Raw genomic sequence first — 17,237 nt, forward strand, 5'->3', positions numbered from 1 at the left:
TACACGAGCCCCGACACGAACAAGCATGACGCCCGCAAACTGAGTTCACAAGGTTTCTGGCGGGGTCGCAGTAGCGATCTCCGCCCATACGGTCTTCGTGTACGCGTCGCGGGTTACGCAGCCCCATGCCCGGGTGTGGGCGGCTACGAGGAGGAGGCCTCGGCCCGATTCGGTTGACCCGGCGTCGAGTTGGAGCTCGGGGCGTCGGTCGGGTCGGGTGTCGGTGACTTCTACGCGGATGTGGCCGGGGAGCAGCATCAGGGTGAGGCGGAAGTCGCGGCCCGGGGTGCGGCCGTGGGTGACGGCGTTCGCGGCGAGTTCCGCGACGACGGCGGCGACGGCTCGGGAGACGGGTTCGGTGGGGGCGATGCCGCGATCTGCGAGGTGGGCAGTGGCCAGGGTGCGGGCGAGGCGGGCAGCACGGGTGGCACTGGAGAGGGTGACGGTGAACGAGGTGGCTACGGACTGGAGTTGGGACTCCGCGCCTGGGGTGCGAGTTGCTGAATTCATAGCGTGAGCGTGTCGTTACGCGGTTAGCCTGACCAGCCCGGACAGCGGTACGGAGCCGCTCGTCCGGGTCGCGTCCGGTTTTGTAAGGGCGTTGTACGGGTTACGGACCGTCACGGCGGGCAGGTTCGGGGAGTTTGGATACGGGGCCGACGGGGGTTCGGCCGAGCCACAAGTACGGCGGCACGGAGCACAAGGATGTGGTGCGTGATGGGGACGACGGACGGGCAGGGCGGCAGGACGGAGCCGAAGGCGCCGGAGCAGGGTGTAAAGCGGGGGCGCCAGAAGGATGCCGAGGCCGAGCAGCCGGTCGCGTGGACGATGTACGGGAAACTCGTCCGCCACTTCCGCGAGCAGGCCGGCCTGACACAGCCCCAACTCGCGGACACCATCGGCTACTCGGTCGAACTGGTCGCCTCCGTGGAGCGGGCTCGGCGCCCGGCGAAGGAGTCGTTCACGGTCGCGACGGAGCAGGCTTTGTCGGCTGGGGGTGCGCTGGCTATTTTGCAGGAGGACGTCGATCTGGCGAAGTTGCCGCGGTTCTTTCAGAACTTCGCGGTGATCGAGCGGGAGGCGGTGAGCAGGTTCGACTTCGAGCCGATGCTGGTACCCGGACTGTTGCAGACGGAGGGGTATGCACGGGCCGTGTACGCGGGTAATCGCCCGAAGCTGGATCCCGAGCTCGTGGATCAGCGGACCGAGGCTCGGCTCAACCGGCAGAAGCTCCTGACCCGCACCCCGGCAGTCGACCTGTCGTTCGTGATCGGCGAGCAGGCGCTGACCAACCCGGTGGGCGGTCGTTCCGTCATGCGCGAACAGCTCCACCACCTGCTAGAGGTCGGCGAGTTGGACAACGTGCAGATCCAGGTCATGCCCCCGGCGGAGGGTTTCCACCTGGGTCTCAATGGCGCCTTCGTGGTCGTCGAGACGGCGGAAAACCGGCGGTACGGCTACGTGGAGTCGCAGGGCGCCGGGATGGTGGTGGACGACGTACGCACGGCCAGCCAATTCGGTCTGCGCTATGGGATGCTGCGCTCGCAGGCGCTCAACACCGAGCAGTCTGCGCGTCTCATCGAACGTCTGGCAGGAGAGACAGCGGCATGAACAGCGAGCGGGGAACCACCAGTAGCGCGGGTCTGAACTGGGTCAAGAGCAGCTACAGCGGCTCGGACGGCGGCAACTGCATCGAGGTTGCGGTCACGTCAGGGAGCGTACGCGTACGGGACTCGAAGGACACGGGGCTGCCGGGGCTCCGGGTCGCGGACGCGAGTTGGTCGGCGTTCGTGACGTATGCGCGGCGCGGCTGAGCACACGCCGGAGCGTCCAACCATCTCTCGTCGAACGGGAGTTGGTGTGGCCGCTCCGGCGTTTTTGGTCCGTTCAGAAGAGGGTCCCGCCGTCCGCCCGCGCCTGGAGCTTCTGGATCGCGGCAGCGGAAGGGCGGGGCATGTCGGGGTGCTTGACCGGCTTCTTGTGCAGTCCGAGGTAGACCTCGTCGGCGTACGCCTGGTGGTTCAGCTGGCGCAGCCGGTCGATGATCTCCGTACGCGCCAGGAGGCCGATGGTGTAGCGGGGACCCTGGTCGGTGTCGTGGAAACCGTGGTCCAGGGGGACGGTCTGGTGGGTGGGGTCAGCGGGAGGCGTCTCACCGGAGTCGTCCAGAAGGTCGAGCCAGCCGTAGGCCTCAACGGTGGCGCTGTCGATCTCCGTGTGGATACGGCGGAGTTCAACGATGTCGGGGTCCTGGCAGGCTTCGTCGTGGACGAGGTTGTAGGTGGCGGTGAGGCCGATGTTGCGGGCCTGCATGAGGTTGGCTCGGTGGGTGTGGAGGGTGGTGCCGGTGGTTCGGAGGGCTTCGGTTAGGGGCGGGCGGACCAGGGTTTCGAAGACGTCGGTGGGCGCATAGCGGAGGTCGCCCTTGATCGTGCCCGCCCGGTCAAGGGCCCACCAGTAGTGAGGGGCGCTGCTGAGCAGTGCCAGGTCGGCAGGTTCCTCCGAGGCAAAAACAACGGTGGCTTCACTGAAGACGGGACCTGTGTGCACGAGAACAGGCATGACAGCCTTGCTGTGCCGAGTGAGTACGATGCAGTGATCCATAGCCTTCAACTGGCAGTACAGCTGTAGCCGAGCACGCTCATAGAGCCACCACTGCTCACGGGCGTTCTTGCTGAACGACTTCCCAGCGCGCTCCGGCTTGACGTCGCGAACCACTTGCTCATACGCCAGGGGAAACTCCTCCGCCTTCGCTCGCGTCCAGTCGTGGAAGTTGATCACCCACCGATCGGTCCCATGCTGGGGATGCGAGTTAACGTCCAGCCCGTTGAGGTACGGGAACAGCACCTCCCGGTACCGCTCATCCTCGGCAATCCACTCTCGCGCAGTCTCCTCCGGCAACGTAAAGCCGAGGCCAAGCACAGTGGACCCCTGAAAAGCAGTCCCGCCATTCCCCGCCAACGCCTCGGCCCAAGACGAAACCCGAGTCCCCGGATTCAGCGACGTATCAATGCCGGCCGTCACCACAACGCCGCCCAGCACCCGCTCAGCCTCAGCCCCCACGGCCGCCCTACTCGTCCACACCGCGCAGTACTCCAGCACAGCCGAAGCCGACGGCCACGGCGCGCTCTTCACCGCACGACGGATCTCGACCCCGGACGCCGCGAGCTGGTCGAGCCCCACCTCACGGGTGTCCCCCTGCGCCAACGTATTCGTGGCGATCAGCCCAGACTGCCCACCCTCATTCAGCAGCCCGTGCACCCGCAACTCGAAGTAGGCGACAAGGTCCGCGCTACCCCGGCGCCCGGCCGCCAGATAGTCGACCATGTACTCCCGGTAGGCCTCCCCCATGGCCCCGGTGAGCTTCTGTCCGCCGAGGAACGGCGGATTCCCCACCACCGCGTCGAAACCACCCCGCCCCGCACTGAACACCTCAGGGAACTCCAACGGCCAGTGCACCGGCACCCGTTCAAGGTTCCCCTCGGACAGCTCGCTCGCAAGCCACTCCTTCGCGGTGGCCTCCGCCTCCCGAACCGCCTCCGCGTCGCCCTCCCGTTCCTCCCCCGGCGCAATCGCCCGAGCCAGCTCCGCCGCCACCGGGAACAGGTCCCGCAGCCGATCCCCGTCGCCGCCATCACGCTCGTACCACTCAACGCGCCCCGAAGCACACGTAGCCAACGCCGCGCCCGCGACCAGGTCACCGATCAGCCGCAGGCGATCCGTGTGCTCCCGCACTTTCCGCAGCCGCCACCGCTTCTCAGCAACGCTGTCCAGGTCCTTGCCCTCAATGGACGTAATCGCACGCCGCTCCTCGGCCAACGCCGCCACCAACCGGTCGATCTGCGCGTCCGAGCCGATCAAATCGCCCTTCGCGACGTCGAGATGGACCGCCTCCAACTGGTCCACCGACGTGACGCCCAGCAACGAGTCCCCGGACACCAGCCGGTCGTCGAGGAACGTGAACGGCCGCCCCGGGTCCATCGAGACAAGCCACAGCGACAGCTTGGCCATCTCCACAGCCATGGGGTTGATGTCCACGCCATACAGGCAGTGCTCGATAATCTGCCGCCGGGCCTCCACAACAACCGGGTCCTGCTCGGCGTCGGCCGCCGTAACCGCATCAACAGCGCGCCCGGCCCGGTACGCCATCGCCTCCGCTCGGCCCTCCTGCTCCCACGCCTCGATCAACCGGTCCGCGAGATAGCGGCACGCCGCCACCAGGAACGCGGCCGAGCCCATCGCCACGTCCGCGACCTTCAACCCCAGAATCTCCTCGCGGGACTTGAGGCGCCACTCCCCCGTGTCCGCCGTCTGCAACGGACCCGGCTCGTACACCAGCGGCTCCAGCGCGTGCAGCACGACCTCCTCCGCCAGGAAGCGGGGTGTGTAGTGCGTGCCCGTGTTCTTCCGCAGCGAGGATTCGGTGACGTACAGCGCGCCGTTCGGGATGACCATCGGCAGCCCGCGCAGGTCCTCCCGCAGCACGCCCACGAACGGCAGCAGCCGCTCCGTCAGCGCCGTGTCCTTCGTGACCGCGTTCAGGCGGCGCCGCGCCTCCTCCGCGTCCGAGCCGGACACGGGCGCGAGGCGCTTCTCCAACTGGCCCGCCGTGGCCGGAGGCTTCGGCTCCTTCCACTTCTCGACAATCGACTTGGCCAGCGTCTTGACGGAACCGCCCGCCTTCGCCGCCAGCGCCTCCAACTCCCGCAGCGGCACCTCGTGTTCGAGCCCCTCGGGCCCGATCAGGCCCACCATGTGCTCCGTCGCACGCCGGCCGTCGTACGAGAGCAGGCCCTCATACACGTAACCGATCTGCTCGACGTCGAGCGCGCGGAAGCTGAGCGTGCGGATCTCGCGGTTCTTGCCCTTGCCGACGCGGACCTCCTGCACCGCCTGGAGCATGTGCAGGACCGTGCGGTCGTCGATCGGCAGCAACGGCGTCGTGCGCTCCAGCCACGCGTACGTGTCCGGGTCGAAGATCGAGCCGTCGTACGCGGGCAGGTGGAAGCCGGACGCCGGGTGGTCGACGCCGCCGTGGACGGCGTGGAACAGGGCGATCAGGCGGTGCCAGGCCGACGTGGTGTGTTCGAGGGCCGTCTCGCCCTCCTCGTCGGCCCGCTTCTTCAGGTCGTCGCGGAGGAAGCGCGCGGAGTACGACGTCGCGTACACCTCGTTGTCGGCGGGGAGCAGCCCTCGCTCCTCGGCGAAGAGCAGGAAGACGATGCGCATCATCACCGCGACCGCGCCGCGGTAGACCTCCGTCGCGGGGACGCCCGAGGCGTGCAGACCCTGTGCGCCGTTCTCCACCGCCCGCACGTCGGCGCGGCCGATCGCGTCGACGAGCAGCTCGACCGCCTGCCGGACCTGGACGCCGAGTGCCTCGGTGACGTCCTCACCGGCCGCGAGACTCGCCCTCAACAGTCCGACGAGGGTCTCCCCGTCCTCGTACTCGAAGAAGCGGCGACGGCGCAGTAGGGAGACGAAAGCGCGCACGACGTTACGGTCCGCAGCCGTGTTCCAGTCAACTGCGTCGAAGACAGCCGTGGTCGTCACGCCGCCGACCGGCGCCCACACCAGGCACCACCAACGGCCGTCGGTGACCAGGCCGAGCGGGATGTTGTGGTGGCGCAGCAGGCGGGCGAGACGGTCTGCCGGGGCGGCCGACCAGTCGCCGCCGCCAGTGCCTCGCAGGGTGGGGACGGTGCCGGACGGGATCGTCATGCCGAGGAGGCGTACGCGCTTGGCGGCCGACTCGGTGTCGGGTTCCGCGGCGATGTCGTGACCCGGTTCGACGAGTGCGAAGTCTGGGCGGACCTCGGTGTCGTGCTCGGCCACGCGCAGGGTGAGGCGGTCCAGGCCGACGTGCTCGGCCTGGCCCTGTCGGAGGGTCAGGGCGTCGTCCCACTCCAGCAGGCGAGCAAGCACGTACGCCACCCACTCGTCACGGCCCGCGGTCGTGTCCGTCTGCCAGTCGGCGTGCCGGGCGCGCAGGCGGGCCCGCTCGTCCTTCTCCAGGGAGTCCAACTGGGGCCAGGCGCCGAGGAGTACGGGCATGGTCAGGAACGGGCCCGACACCTCGGTGAGGTCGAGCCACTCCTGGTGCTGGCCGCGACCGTCGGCCGCCTTGGCCTTGGCGGCGGCGAGTCCGCGGTTCATGGGGCGGCGGGGGCTCATCGGCGGGCTTCCTTTGCGGGGATCACGAAGACGACAGCGGCGGGGAACAGGTGCGGGCGGGGGGCGCGGTAGCGGGCGGCGATCGTGGCGAGTTCGCGGTCGCGCTCGGCGGGCAGGCCTTTGACCCGTTCGTCCCAGCGGCGGCGGTCGTCCTCGAACTGGCGGCGCTCGTGCCCGGTCAGTTCGTGGGTGGAGAGGAGGGCGAGTTGTTCGCCCTCGCCGTCGCCCTCCTCCTTGAGCTTGGCGCGCAGGGTGGCCTCGAAGCGGTCGAGGGTCGCGGTGATACGACGTTCCTCCTCCGCCCTGCGGTCGGCGAGACGCCCCTTCAGCTGGCCGCCGAGTTCCGTGGCGCGGGCTTCGAGGGACCGGTGGAGCGGGTCGCGCAGCGTCGGCCAGGCCTGCGCGAGTTCCTTGCGCAGATGGGGGGCCGCCTCGGTGCCTTCGCTCAGGGCGTGGGCCAGGACTCGGCCCTGTTCGTTCACCGACTCCCAGCGGCGGAAACGGCCCGTGTCGCCGAACCAGCCGCCCGCGTACAGGATCTCCTCGTGCAGGCGGGTTCCGTCGGTGCCGACGAGGACGTAGCGGGCGTAGGCGGAGACGAGGGTGGTGGTGAGCGCCGGATCGTCGGAGACGACGGCGGTGACGCGGCTGAGGCCGACCTCGTCAGCGTTCCACACTGCTGCTGTCAGCAGGCGGGTGGAGAGGGCGACGAGGGGATGCTTGAGGTGGGTGAGCACGACGTCATCGCCGGCTCGCGCGGCGGTCTTCGAGGAGAAGGTGATGGGGCGCTGCTCGCCCTCGCGCAACTTGTGGGCGAGCCCGCGCGTCGCCCGCTCCCAACTACCGGACAGCGGCTGCACGTCGAACAGCTCGCCCGGTTCGAAGTCCTCGGCGCGCAGCAGGGACGGAATCAGGGGCGGCTGGTGGTCCAGGGCGAGCGCGGTGTCGACGACGCGCTTGACGTTGGCCGGAGTGAGGCCGAGGGCCGATACGGTCTTGTCGTACTCCTCGGCAAGCTTCTTCGACTGCGCCGTGACGTTCTGCTCGGGCGCGACCTCGCCGCCGGTACGACGGCCCTTGATCGGCCTGGGCCTGGCGCGCTCGATGTCGACGGGTGCGGTGTCACCGGTCATACGCCGCTGTACGGCGTCGGCGAGGACGGCGTTGACGGAGCCGAGGTCCTGCTCCATGCGCGCGACCTTCTTGGCGACACGGGAAAGGAACTCCAGGTCGGCCTCGTAGGAACCGGCCTGTGCCTGCTGCCATCCGGAGCCGATGAAGTGCGTGATCTCGGGGTCGTGCCGCTGGCCCCAGCGGTCGATACGGCCGATGCGCTGTTCCAGCTTGTTGGGGTTGAAGGGAATGTCGTAGTTGATCAGGCGGTGGCAGTGGTTCTGCAGGTCGATGCCTTCACCGGCGGCGTCGGTGGCGAGCAGGATGCGGACCCGGCCCTCGGGGCGCGACGGCGCGCTCTGGAAACCGAGGCGGATCCGCTCGCGCTCCTCCGCGCTCAGGCCGCCGTGCAGGCGCTCGACGCGGCCACCGTCGGTGAGTTTCTCCTGCTGGAGCAGGTCGTACAGCCACTTTTGGGTGTCGCGGTACTCGGTGAAGACGACGATCCGCTGATCCGTCCACAGTTCGCCGTCCGGTCGGCAGACCGCCTTGAGTTCACTGATCAGCGCCTCCGCCTTGGAATCGGGAGCGGCCTCGTGCGTGAGGGCCCACCGCTCCATGTGCTGCAGGAGACCGAGTTCCTGGCCGTCCTCGGCAGGGGTGAGGGAGGTGGAGCGGGTGAGCGCGTCGTCCTCGGCGTCCGCGAGTCCGCTGTCGTCCAGGTCGGCGACCAGGTCACCGAACTCTTCGAGCCACTCGGGGACTTCGGCGGCAGCGGCACGCCCCCGCCCGACGGCGTCCTCAAGGTGTGAGAGGTAGACCTGGACGGTGTGCAGGAAGGCGGCGGGCGACGAGAAGAGGCGCTTCTTCAGCAACAACGTCACCAGGTCGGCGGCCCGCCGTCCGCCGCGCGCCTTCGGCGTCAACTTCTTGCGGCGCAACTCGGCGAAGGAACCGAGCAGTTCATGGATCTCGCGCTCCTGCGACGTGTAGTCGACGGAGATCTCGCAGGTGGTGCGCCTACGGAAACGGGGGTTGCCCTTCTCGTCCGTGACCGTCGACTTCAGGCGCCGTACGACCGTGTCCTTGAGGGCCTCCTTGTCCGGGTCGACGCCGCGGGCGAACCGCTGGTCGTCGATGAGTTCCAGGAGGGCCGTGTACGACTCCGGGTAGCCGTTGTGCGGGGTGGCGGACAGGAACAGCCGGTGCTCGAAGTGCGGGACAAGGCGCCGGATCAGCTTCGTCTGCTGGGAGTCGACGGCGTAGACCTGCTTGGGTGCGGCGGGCGCCACGTGGTGTGCCTCGTCCAGGACGAGCAGGTCGAAGAAGCGCTTGTGGTCGCCGTCGGTGGCCGTCGCCTCCTCGGAGCCGATGACCTCGTCGAGCAGGCGCTGCGCCTTCTGCCCGCGCAGCCACGGCAGGGAGACGATCGTGAGCGGGTGGACGCGGAAGGGATTGGCCGCCGTGCCGTGGGTGCGGCGCAGGCGTGCGCACTGCTCGGAGTCGACGACGGTGAACTCCAGGCCGAACTTCTCCGCCATCTCGTCACGCCACTTGAGGGTCAGCCCGGCCGGGCAGACGATCATGGTGCGTCGGGCCCTCGCCCGCAGCTGGAGCTCCTGGATGACCAGGCCCGCCTCGATGGTCTTACCGAGACCGACGTCGTCGGCGAGGAGCAGGTTGACGCGCGGGGCGCCGACGGCACGGGAGACCGGCTCCAGCTGGTAGGGCTCCACGGCGACGCCCGAGCGGAACGGGGCCTGCAGGGTTTTGGCGTCGGCCGAGGCGACGGCTGACCAGCGGACGGCGTCGAGGAACGCGGCGAGCCGGTTCGGCGAGTCGTACGCGTCGGTGGAGGCGTCGGGGAGGGAGCCCTTGGGCAGGATGCGGCGGCCGGGCTCAACCTCCCAGATGACGGAGAGGAGGTCTCCGAAGCGGCCGTCGGCGACGGACTGCAGATGGACCAAGGTCACCCCGGTGCGCTCACGGGCTTCGTCGCCGCCGGTGTCATCAGCGTCCCGGAAGTCCTTTGTGTCCGTGGCGTCCGGCGTGGACGACGGCTCCACGCGCGCCACGACCCAGGACTGGCCACGCACCTCGACGAGGTTGCCCTCCTGCGGCAGCTGCTCGTCCGCCTCTCGCTCGCCGACGGTTCGGGCCGCTGAGGTCGTCATCGCTGTTCCCCTCGCTGTCTGCTGCTGGATGAGCCGTCCGCGCTGTCCCAGCCGGTCACGCCGACCGTAGACAGTGTCCCGTTTCCCCAGCGGAGCAGCCCGACCGCACGCTAACACGACCAGTACTATGTGAACATAGATTTCACCATGGCCGGTGCGGCGGTATGCCCGTCACCCCATCCGCTGGAGGCGGCCGAGCAGGAGGTCCGAGCGGCCCCGCCGCCGGTCACCGACGGGCAGCACGTCCTCCTCGTCGCCCGCGAGGCGGCGCAGCGCCTCGGCGGCCGCCCGTCGCTCGCCCGTCCGAGCCAGCAGGACGGCGATCTCGTACCGCGTGTCCAAGATCGCCGTGTCGCGCGGCCCGAGGGCACTGCGCTGCTCCGCGAGAACGGATCTCAGTTCGTCCAGGGCCTGGCGCGTCCGGCCCAGATCGCCCCAGCAGAGGGCCGCGCCCGCACGCGCGGCAAGCACATCCACATGCCGTGTACGGCCATCAGCGGCGAGGGCCTCGTACTCGTCCAGGGCGCGCGCGGGGCTACCGCCGCGGCGCAGACTGTCGATCTCGGCCAGCCGGGGATGCGCCGGCCCCGAAGGCGGGCTCGGCCGCGAGGCCCACTCCGTCAGGTACACAGCCACCTCCGCCGCCGAGGCAGGCCGGTTCTCGGGCTTCTTCTCCAGCAGCGCCTCCACCAGCCCACGCAGCCCTGCGGGGATCCCCTCGCGGCGGCCGGCAAGCGGAGGGACCGGGGCATTGGCATGTTGGTGGTAGAGGAAGAAGTGGCCGCCCTCGGTGAACGGCGGATCGCCGGAGAGCAACTCGTAGAGGACACAGCCGAGCGAGTACAGATCACTGGCAGGCACCGCTTCACCGACCGCATGCTCGGGCGCCATGTAGATCACGGTGCCCGGCGGAATGCCGTTCGAGGCGGTGAAACGCGTCTCGCCCGGTTGCGGCTCCATGGCCGCCGCCACTCCGAAGTCGAGCAGTTTGACGTGCTTGGCCGGCGTGACCATCACATTGGACGGCTTGAGGTCGCGATGCACGATCCCTTGACCGTGCGCGTAGGCCAGCACTTCGGCTGCGCTCCTGGCCACGGCGGCCGCGTCCTCTATGGCGAGGGGCCCCTCATGTTTCAGTACTGCATCCAGGGAGTGGCCCGGCACGAGGTCCATGGCGAGGAACAGTTCACCCTCGTGGCTGCCGTGATCGTGCACGGTCGGGATACCGGGGTGGTTGAGCCGACTCGTCAGTCGCGCCTCGCGCAGGAACCGGCGTTCCAGCGTGGTCCTCTCGACGCCGGGACGCCGCGATGCCAGAAGCTTGAGGGCCAGCCTCCGGCGCTCGGCACGGTCATACGCCTCCCAGACGACGCCCATGCCACCCCGGCCCAGCTCACGCACCAGGTCGTATCGCCCAAAGCTCCGCCGCATCGCCCGTCCCCGGTCCCGACCTCAGCCCCTGTGACTCCCCGCGACCGGGGCGGCGCGGCGCACCCGGTCAGCGACAACATTGTTGCACCGCTCACACGAGCCCCGGCCCCTGCGGCAACAGGAACGGGCGGCGCGGATCCTCGGGGCGCCCACCGGACAGGGCCAGCGCCGGCACGGGAGCCGGGAGGTAGGGGGCCAGCGCCACATACACTTCGGCGGCGTCGGAAGGCCGGTCCTCGGGGCGTTTCTCCAGCAGCGCAGCCACCAATTCGCCCAGCGCGGCCGGAACGTCGACTCCCGCGTCGCCCACGCGCGGCGCAGGGGAAGCGAGATGGCAGGAGGCCAGCTCAGCCGGCCGGGAGGTCGGGAAAACCGGCATCCCGGTCACCATGTGGTACAGCAGGCAGCCGACGGCGTAGAGGTCGCTGCGACCGTCCAACACGCCCTGCCCGGAGAGCAGTTCGGGAGAGGCGCACTGGATGTTTCCGACCCCCTCACCGGTCATGGTCAACCGGGGGTCGGTGTCGGCCAGCAGCTTCACCAGACCGAAGTCGAGGATCTTGACGATCCCGTCCCTGCGAACCATGACGTTCTGCGGCTTGAGATCGCGATGCACGAGACCCGCACCGTGCACAGCGGACAGTCCGGAGCACAGCTGCGCGGCGACGGCCGCCGCCGACTCCACACCGAACCGCTCGTCGGGCTGACCGTCGAAGAGGTACTCCAACGTGGTACCCGAGATCAGCTCCATGACCAGACAACACACATCTCCGGCATCGGAGGCGTCGAACACGGTGGCCACATTGGCGTGGTCCAGGCACGCCGCCGCTCGCGCCTCACGTCGAAATCGCGCCACGGCCCCGGCTCGACTCTCCGGCACCGCCAACAGATCCACAGCGATGGTCTTGACCGCTACCGGCCGGTCCAGATGGAGGTCGCGCCCCTCCCACACCTGCCCCATTGCACCCCTCCCGAGCACGGTGCCCAGTCGATAACGGTCGCGCAGGACGTCACCCGGCAGGAACCTCTGCATTCAGCCATCCCTCCACATCTTCTTCACTCTTCACACGCTTGAGTCACACATCTACTCTGTGAACAGAGTCAATGAGCGTAGTAGGGTTGCGGGGCACCGCGGCCGCCGGGTTGTCGGCCGACCAGGCCCGCCAGCACACCGGAGACTGTTCGATGAGCTCAAGGAAGTCCATGAGCCGGGTTGACGCCGTACCCGTCACCCTCGCGGAGATCGCACGGATCGCCGGCGTCGGGCGCGCAGCGGTCAGCAACTGGCGGCGTCGCCATGATTCGTTCCCCGCCCGCATCGGCGGCACCGACGTCAGCCCACAGTTTTCTCTGGCAGAGGTCGAACAGTGGCTACGGGAACACGGCAAGCTCAAGGACGTGGCCGGCCGCGAATTGCTGTGGCCCCGTTTCGAGACGCTCAGCGGCCGGGACGAGGCAGGGCTCGCCATCGCGCAAGCAGCCCGCCGGATGCGCGGTTCCCGCACACGCACCGCGCCCGGACTTTCACCCGAGGCGAAGGCCTTGGCCGAGAAGGCCGCGAAACTGGGCCGCGAGGAAGGCGGCCGCGACACCTTCGAATTCCTTCTGCAGCGGTGGCTTGACACACATGTCCGGCAGCTCAGCACCACGCCGCCTCAGCTCGCCACGCTCATGGTCCGTGCCGCACTGCGTGTGCGCCGCTCCGAGAGCGACGGCCCGTTGACCCTGTTCGACCCCGCCTGCGGTACCGGCCATCTCCCGGCAGCGGCGGCCGAGGAGTGCGGCAAGGACCGTCTGCGCGTACTCGGATGCGAACGTGATCCAGCTCTCGCCGCACTCGCCCAGGCCCGCCTCGACTTCCTCGGGGAAGGGCGGAACCTGCGGACACGGATCGAAACCGCCGACGCTCTGCGCGATGATCCCTTCGCCGGGGAGACGGCCGACATCGCCCTGTGCAACCCGCCGTTCAACGAGCGCGACTGGGGCTACGAGGAACTCGCCACCGATCAGCGCTGGACCCACGGTCTGCCGCCCCGCACGGAACCCGAACTGGCCTGGGTGCAGCACCTTCTCACCCACCTGCGGCCCGGTGGCACGGCGGTCGTCGTCCTGCCCCCCGCCGTCGCCTCGCGCAAGGCCGGCCGCCGCATCCGCAGCTCCCTGCTGCGCACCGGCGTACTGCGGGCCGTCGTCGCCATGCCGCCCGGCAGCGCCCAACCGCACAGCGTCTCCTTGCAACTGTGGGTGCTACGGATCGCCACCAGCGGCCCGGACCCCGCACCGGGCAACCAGGACGCGCTTCTCGTCGACGCGACCCGCTTCGCCAGGCCGGGCGCTCGCGAGGCGGGCCCGGACTGGGACGCCCTCAGTTCCTTCGTCGTCACGGCCCTGGAGTCACTCGACCACCCGGATCAGGAGCCTCCCGAGGGCGCTGCCCGGATCCCGCTGCTCGACCTACTGGACGACGAGGTCGACGTCACCCCCGGTCGATACATCTCGATCGGTTCGGAGCCCTCACGGAGCGAACTCACTTCCTCCTGGAGCGAGTTGCGAGCCGTCCTCGCCGAACTGGCTGACCAGGCAGCCCAGTTGTCCGACATCAGGTTCGGGGCCGCAGCCGATCAGACCCAGACGACCGTGGCCGACCTGATCAGGGCCGGCGTACTGACGCTGCGCACCGGCAAGCAACCGGCGCAGGCCGGGGCGGCGGCAGCGGTGTCCATGCCTCTGCTGACCGTCCCTGACCTCCTGATGGACGGCATCCCCAGCACCCGACTCACGGCTGCCGAAGTCCAGACACACGGCACGATCGCCGAGGCCGGTGACGTGATCATCGTCGGTGTGGTCCGCGCCTTCCGGGCCTGGGTGCATGAAGGGCCTCCCCTGGCCCTCGGGCCGCAGTTGCACGCACTGAGTGTCGACCCGACGCGGCTCGACGCCCACTTCCTGGCCGGCTGCCTGCGTGCCCCCGTCAACGGGCGTCAGGCAGGCACGCACACCTCCAGCTCCTCACGGGTGGACATCCGTCGGCTCCAGGTACTTCAACTGCCTCTGGAGGAACAAGCCGCCTACGCCGATACGTTCCGTCGGCTGTCGAGCTTCACGGCCCTGCTGAGCCGAACCAACGTACTGGGTCGGGAGTTGTCCGACGGAGTGAGCGACCGGCTGGCGACGAGCGGCCTTGCGACCGGCCCCGCCACGGCTCGGGTCCGGTCGCAGCAATCAGGCTGATCAGCCTGGGCGCAGAACGAAGGCGGTCGGATCAACGCGGCCCTGCGTCGTCCTCGTCGTCGGGTTGCGGGACCAGGCCGGGCGAGGCTGCCAGGTCCGGGTCCTCGGCCTCCGAACCGCCGGCTGTTCCGGTTGCCTCTTCGACTGCCGTCGCGTCGCCCTCCGCCAGCATCGGAAGAACGTAGGCCTGGGCCAGCCCGGCCAAATGCAACGGCAGGGGGAGCGACAGGGCGGCGGCGTAGTCCGGCGCCTGGCGCAGCTGGTGCATGGCGAGCGCCAGCGCCTCTGCGTCGTCCGGCTCGCCCGGCCACCCGGCATCGGGTCCCTTGCCGTCATGGCAGCCCAGTACCGCGATCTCAACGAGCGTCGGGTTCCAGGCGCTGGTGCCTGCCTGCGAAGTGAGGTTGCCGGCCGCGTTGCGCCGGGCGGCCAGGCGGTCGAGTGACGGTGAGATCGTGTGTGTTCCGGGGCGTTCGGTTGTGCTGTAGAAGACGCGCTCGTCCGAAGCCGTCCCGGTTGCTCCCGGCCCGGCCTGAGTCCAGAATCCTGCCGGTTGCCCGTGCGGCTTTCCGGGGTCGGACAGACCCCACCACTGGGCGGTTTCGCGGCCGCCGCACCCGCGCACACGCACCATGCGCAGCTCGTCGTCGAGCCGTCCTGCCGGGGCGTGGCCGACGCGGATCAGATTCCGCTCGACCTGGCCGTCCTGCAGCCACGGCCAGTGCAGCCTGCTGTTCTGAGCATGGGTGATCAAAACCGTCGGCCGACCGCGCAGCGAGTGAAGCATGCGCTGCAGGAATCGGGCGGTCTCTTTGCGCTGCTCGGCAAGGTTGGAGCGCCACTGCTTTCCGGTGACGAAGGGCCTGGCCGGCTCCGTATCACCCGCTCCGTCACCGCTCAACGGGACCGGGTCGTCAGCGAATGCCTGCGGATCGATCTCGGCCTGCTTGACAAGGCCGAGGAGGAACCGCGGATAGGACACCCATGCCCCCTCGCTGTCGTCCCATCCCTCTACGGTTGCAAGGCCGCCGCCGTGAGGAAGCGCGGTGACGCGGACGGCCACGGGCAGATGCTTGGGGAGTCTGGTCGGACCATCCTTGCGCCGCTTGACCATCCACACCGCCGCATAGTTCAAGTCGACCGGCAGGTCCTCGCCCAGCGTGTGCTGCGGCAGGACACGGACGCCGAGCTGGCGCAGCCCGTCGAGCCACGAACTGAGCGTGCGGTGGCCGAGGCTGTCCACGTTGTCGATCTGCCGGTCGGCAGACGGTGTCACGACGAACTGGGTCAGCAGGCCCGCGTCCGCGCACCCCAGCCGGATGGCGAACTTCGGATCCGTCGAGGCCGGACGGAAGGTCGAACCGTGCGCGATCTCCACGAGGGCGAGTGCCGGGCGCGACGGGTCGGCTCCGTCCGCGCTCAGCCAAACCCGCAGGGCTCGGCGGCGCGCGGTCACTGCCGATGCGATCGCCGCCCCCTTCCCCTTGGCCGAGACGTCGGGCACGAGCCGGTCGCCGAGTCCCTCGCCGAGCGGCAGACAGCGCAGCCGCGCGATGAGTTCCTCCGTCCGCCACTCCAGGACGACCGGCGCCCCGGGGGCCGCCTCATCGAACGCACACTCAGCCCCACGGCCTTCGGCGATGCCGCCGTCGCCGTCGAGCCCGAGGGCACCCGCGAACTGGGCCACTGCTTCCCTGCGCACCTCGGGCGACTGCCACAAGAGGCGGGCTTCGACCACGGGCGGACCGTCATGTTCCAAACCGCTGCCGGCGAGCCGGTGCTGGGCCGCGAGCGCCGCCCGCCGCGCCTGCGCCTCACGGAGCAGCTTGTCCTTCTTCGCCTCCTCGGTCCTCGGCTTGGGGGGCCTGTTCTGCGGAGCGCCGATGCCTTTGCCTCGACCACGTACCAGGTCAGGCACACGAACGAGCTCTTCGGGCAGGGCCTGCTCGGCCCATTCCGTCAGTTGAGCTCGTTGGTTGGGCATGAAGCCGGTACCGATCTCGTGCTTGCCCATCCGGGTGCTGTGGACCACCGCCGCGCGCACACCAGGACCGTCACCGATCCAGGAGACAGGCTCCGTGAGAAGCTGCTGCGGGTCGGGAAAGTTACCGGCGAGGCTGAGCCCGCTCAGGATGCCGGCGCTGTCGTTCTCCGACCAGGCGAAGGTGTCGCCCTGCCGGTCGCGGCGCAACCGTGCGAGGGCGTAGCGCTCGGTGGCGGGCGCCCCGGGCAGCCACGGGATGGTGGGGCGCAGGTAGACCGTCGTGGCCTCTCGGTAGGGCAGTTTGAGGCGCTTGGACGCTCCCTGCGGGTGGGTGGCCCAGCGGCGGACGCCCCAATGGAGGTGCAGGCGCAGTTTCGGCGCGAAGGGCGTGGTGTGGAGGGAGATGTTCAATACGACGGAGAACCACCACTCCTTGCGCTTCACGGTCCGGCACAGCGGCTGCGACATGAGTTCGGCGCCCTGATCCTTGGGGCCTCGGGGCAGGGCACGGAAGCAGAGTTCTCCGCCTTCGAACACGTAGGGGTCCAGGGCCAGAATCCGGCGTGCCAGGGCGTCCGTGGCCAGTTGGAACTGACGCGGCTCCGGGGCCGCGCAACCGCCGCGCGTCGTCTCCTCTGTGACGAGCTCGACGCCCGCGACCGGCTCCCAGGTCGGCAGGTTCCGCTTCAACTCGGCGCTGCTCGCGAGCAGGAGCGAGCGGAACTGAGGTTCCTGAGCTCCCGACATGGGACCCAGCGTGCGCAACCAGGAATCCAGGAGCTGCTCCATCGCGCGGCCCGGGAGCGGATCCGGGGCCGAGGCAGGAACGTACATCCAGAAGTCCTCGGCAACGCGCGGGCCCTGCTCGACGGGAATCCTCGGACGGGGACGCACGATCACGTCGGGCGCAAGCGTCTGCAGGACACCGTCGAGCCTGCGTGTGGGCAGGGTCAGTTTTCGCCTGTCCTCGGGGCGACCATGATTGTGCAGTTCGAGCAGCCCGGACTGCCAGTGCTCCGGAAACGAGAGAGCGCGGAAGTCCTCAGTCCAGGGTGTCCCGCCGTCTGCCAAGTGGTAAGCAGAACGGCGGATGTGCTGATACATGTCGATTCTCCTCGGGGCAATGTGTG

General features: G+C 69.3%; 9 protein-coding genes. 3 read left to right on the forward strand and 6 right to left on the reverse strand.

Translation table 11 applies throughout. The features are described 5' to 3' along the window. Positions 1-45: 45 nt before the first annotated feature. A complete protein-coding gene (locus J3486_RS06805; protein WP_207819132.1) occupies positions 46-510 on the reverse strand; it encodes an ATP-binding protein in 465 nt (154 codons plus the stop codon). Positions 511-717: 207 nt separating this feature from the next. Between J3486_RS06805 and J3486_RS06810 the strand changes: the two genes are divergently transcribed. Then, entirely contained in the window at positions 718-1,611 is an 894-nt protein-coding gene (locus J3486_RS06810; RefSeq protein WP_207819133.1) for a DUF5753 domain-containing protein, read from the forward strand. Then, positions 1,608-1,814, forward strand: a complete 207-nt coding sequence (locus tag J3486_RS06815) for a DUF397 domain-containing protein (protein ID WP_207819134.1) — start codon at positions 1,608-1,610, stop codon at positions 1,812-1,814. The genes J3486_RS06810 and J3486_RS06815 overlap by 4 nt, the downstream gene beginning before the upstream one ends. 73 nt (positions 1,815-1,887) lie before the next feature. Here the strand turns inward: J3486_RS06815 and J3486_RS06820 are convergent, their stop codons facing one another. The 4 genes from J3486_RS06820 to J3486_RS06835 form a co-directional block, all read right to left on the reverse strand. After that, the gene (locus tag J3486_RS06820) at positions 1,888-6,174 is read right to left on the reverse strand and encodes an Eco57I restriction-modification methylase domain-containing protein (RefSeq protein ID WP_207819135.1); all 4,287 of its coding nucleotides are present in this window, start codon (positions 6,172-6,174) and stop codon (positions 1,888-1,890) included. After that, positions 6,171-9,461, reverse strand: a complete 3,291-nt coding sequence (gene drmD, locus J3486_RS06825) for a DISARM system SNF2-like helicase DrmD (protein ID WP_207819136.1) — start codon at positions 9,459-9,461, stop codon at positions 6,171-6,173. The genes J3486_RS06820 and drmD overlap by 4 nt, the downstream gene beginning before the upstream one ends. Positions 9,462-9,632: 171 nt before the next feature. After that, complete coding sequence (locus tag J3486_RS06830) at positions 9,633-10,892, reverse strand: serine/threonine-protein kinase (RefSeq protein WP_207819137.1); 1,260 nt, start codon at positions 10,890-10,892, stop codon at positions 9,633-9,635. Between the two features lie 91 nt (positions 10,893-10,983). Beyond that, positions 10,984-11,925, reverse strand: coding sequence for a serine/threonine-protein kinase (locus tag J3486_RS06835; protein ID WP_207819138.1), 942 nt, complete (start codon positions 11,923-11,925; stop codon positions 10,984-10,986). 170 nt (positions 11,926-12,095) lie between these two features. Here J3486_RS06835 and J3486_RS06840 point away from each other — a divergent pair, with 170 nt between their 5' ends. Further along, positions 12,096-14,123 carry an N-6 DNA methylase gene (locus tag J3486_RS06840; protein ID WP_207819139.1) on the forward strand — a complete coding sequence of 676 codons (2,028 nt, stop codon included), beginning with the start codon at positions 12,096-12,098 and terminating at the stop codon, positions 14,121-14,123. A gap of 31 nt (positions 14,124-14,154) precedes the next feature. On the opposite strand, the gene J3486_RS06845 is transcribed toward J3486_RS06840, so the two are convergent. Continuing rightward, complete coding sequence (locus tag J3486_RS06845) at positions 14,155-17,211, reverse strand: pPIWI_RE module domain-containing protein (RefSeq protein WP_207819140.1); 3,057 nt, start codon at positions 17,209-17,211, stop codon at positions 14,155-14,157. Between the last annotated feature and the right edge of the window lie 26 nt (positions 17,212-17,237).

This window comes from Streptomyces sp. VRA16 Mangrove soil (assembly GCF_017377775.1).
Taxonomy (GTDB): Bacteria; Actinomycetota; Actinomycetes; order Streptomycetales; family Streptomycetaceae; genus Streptomyces.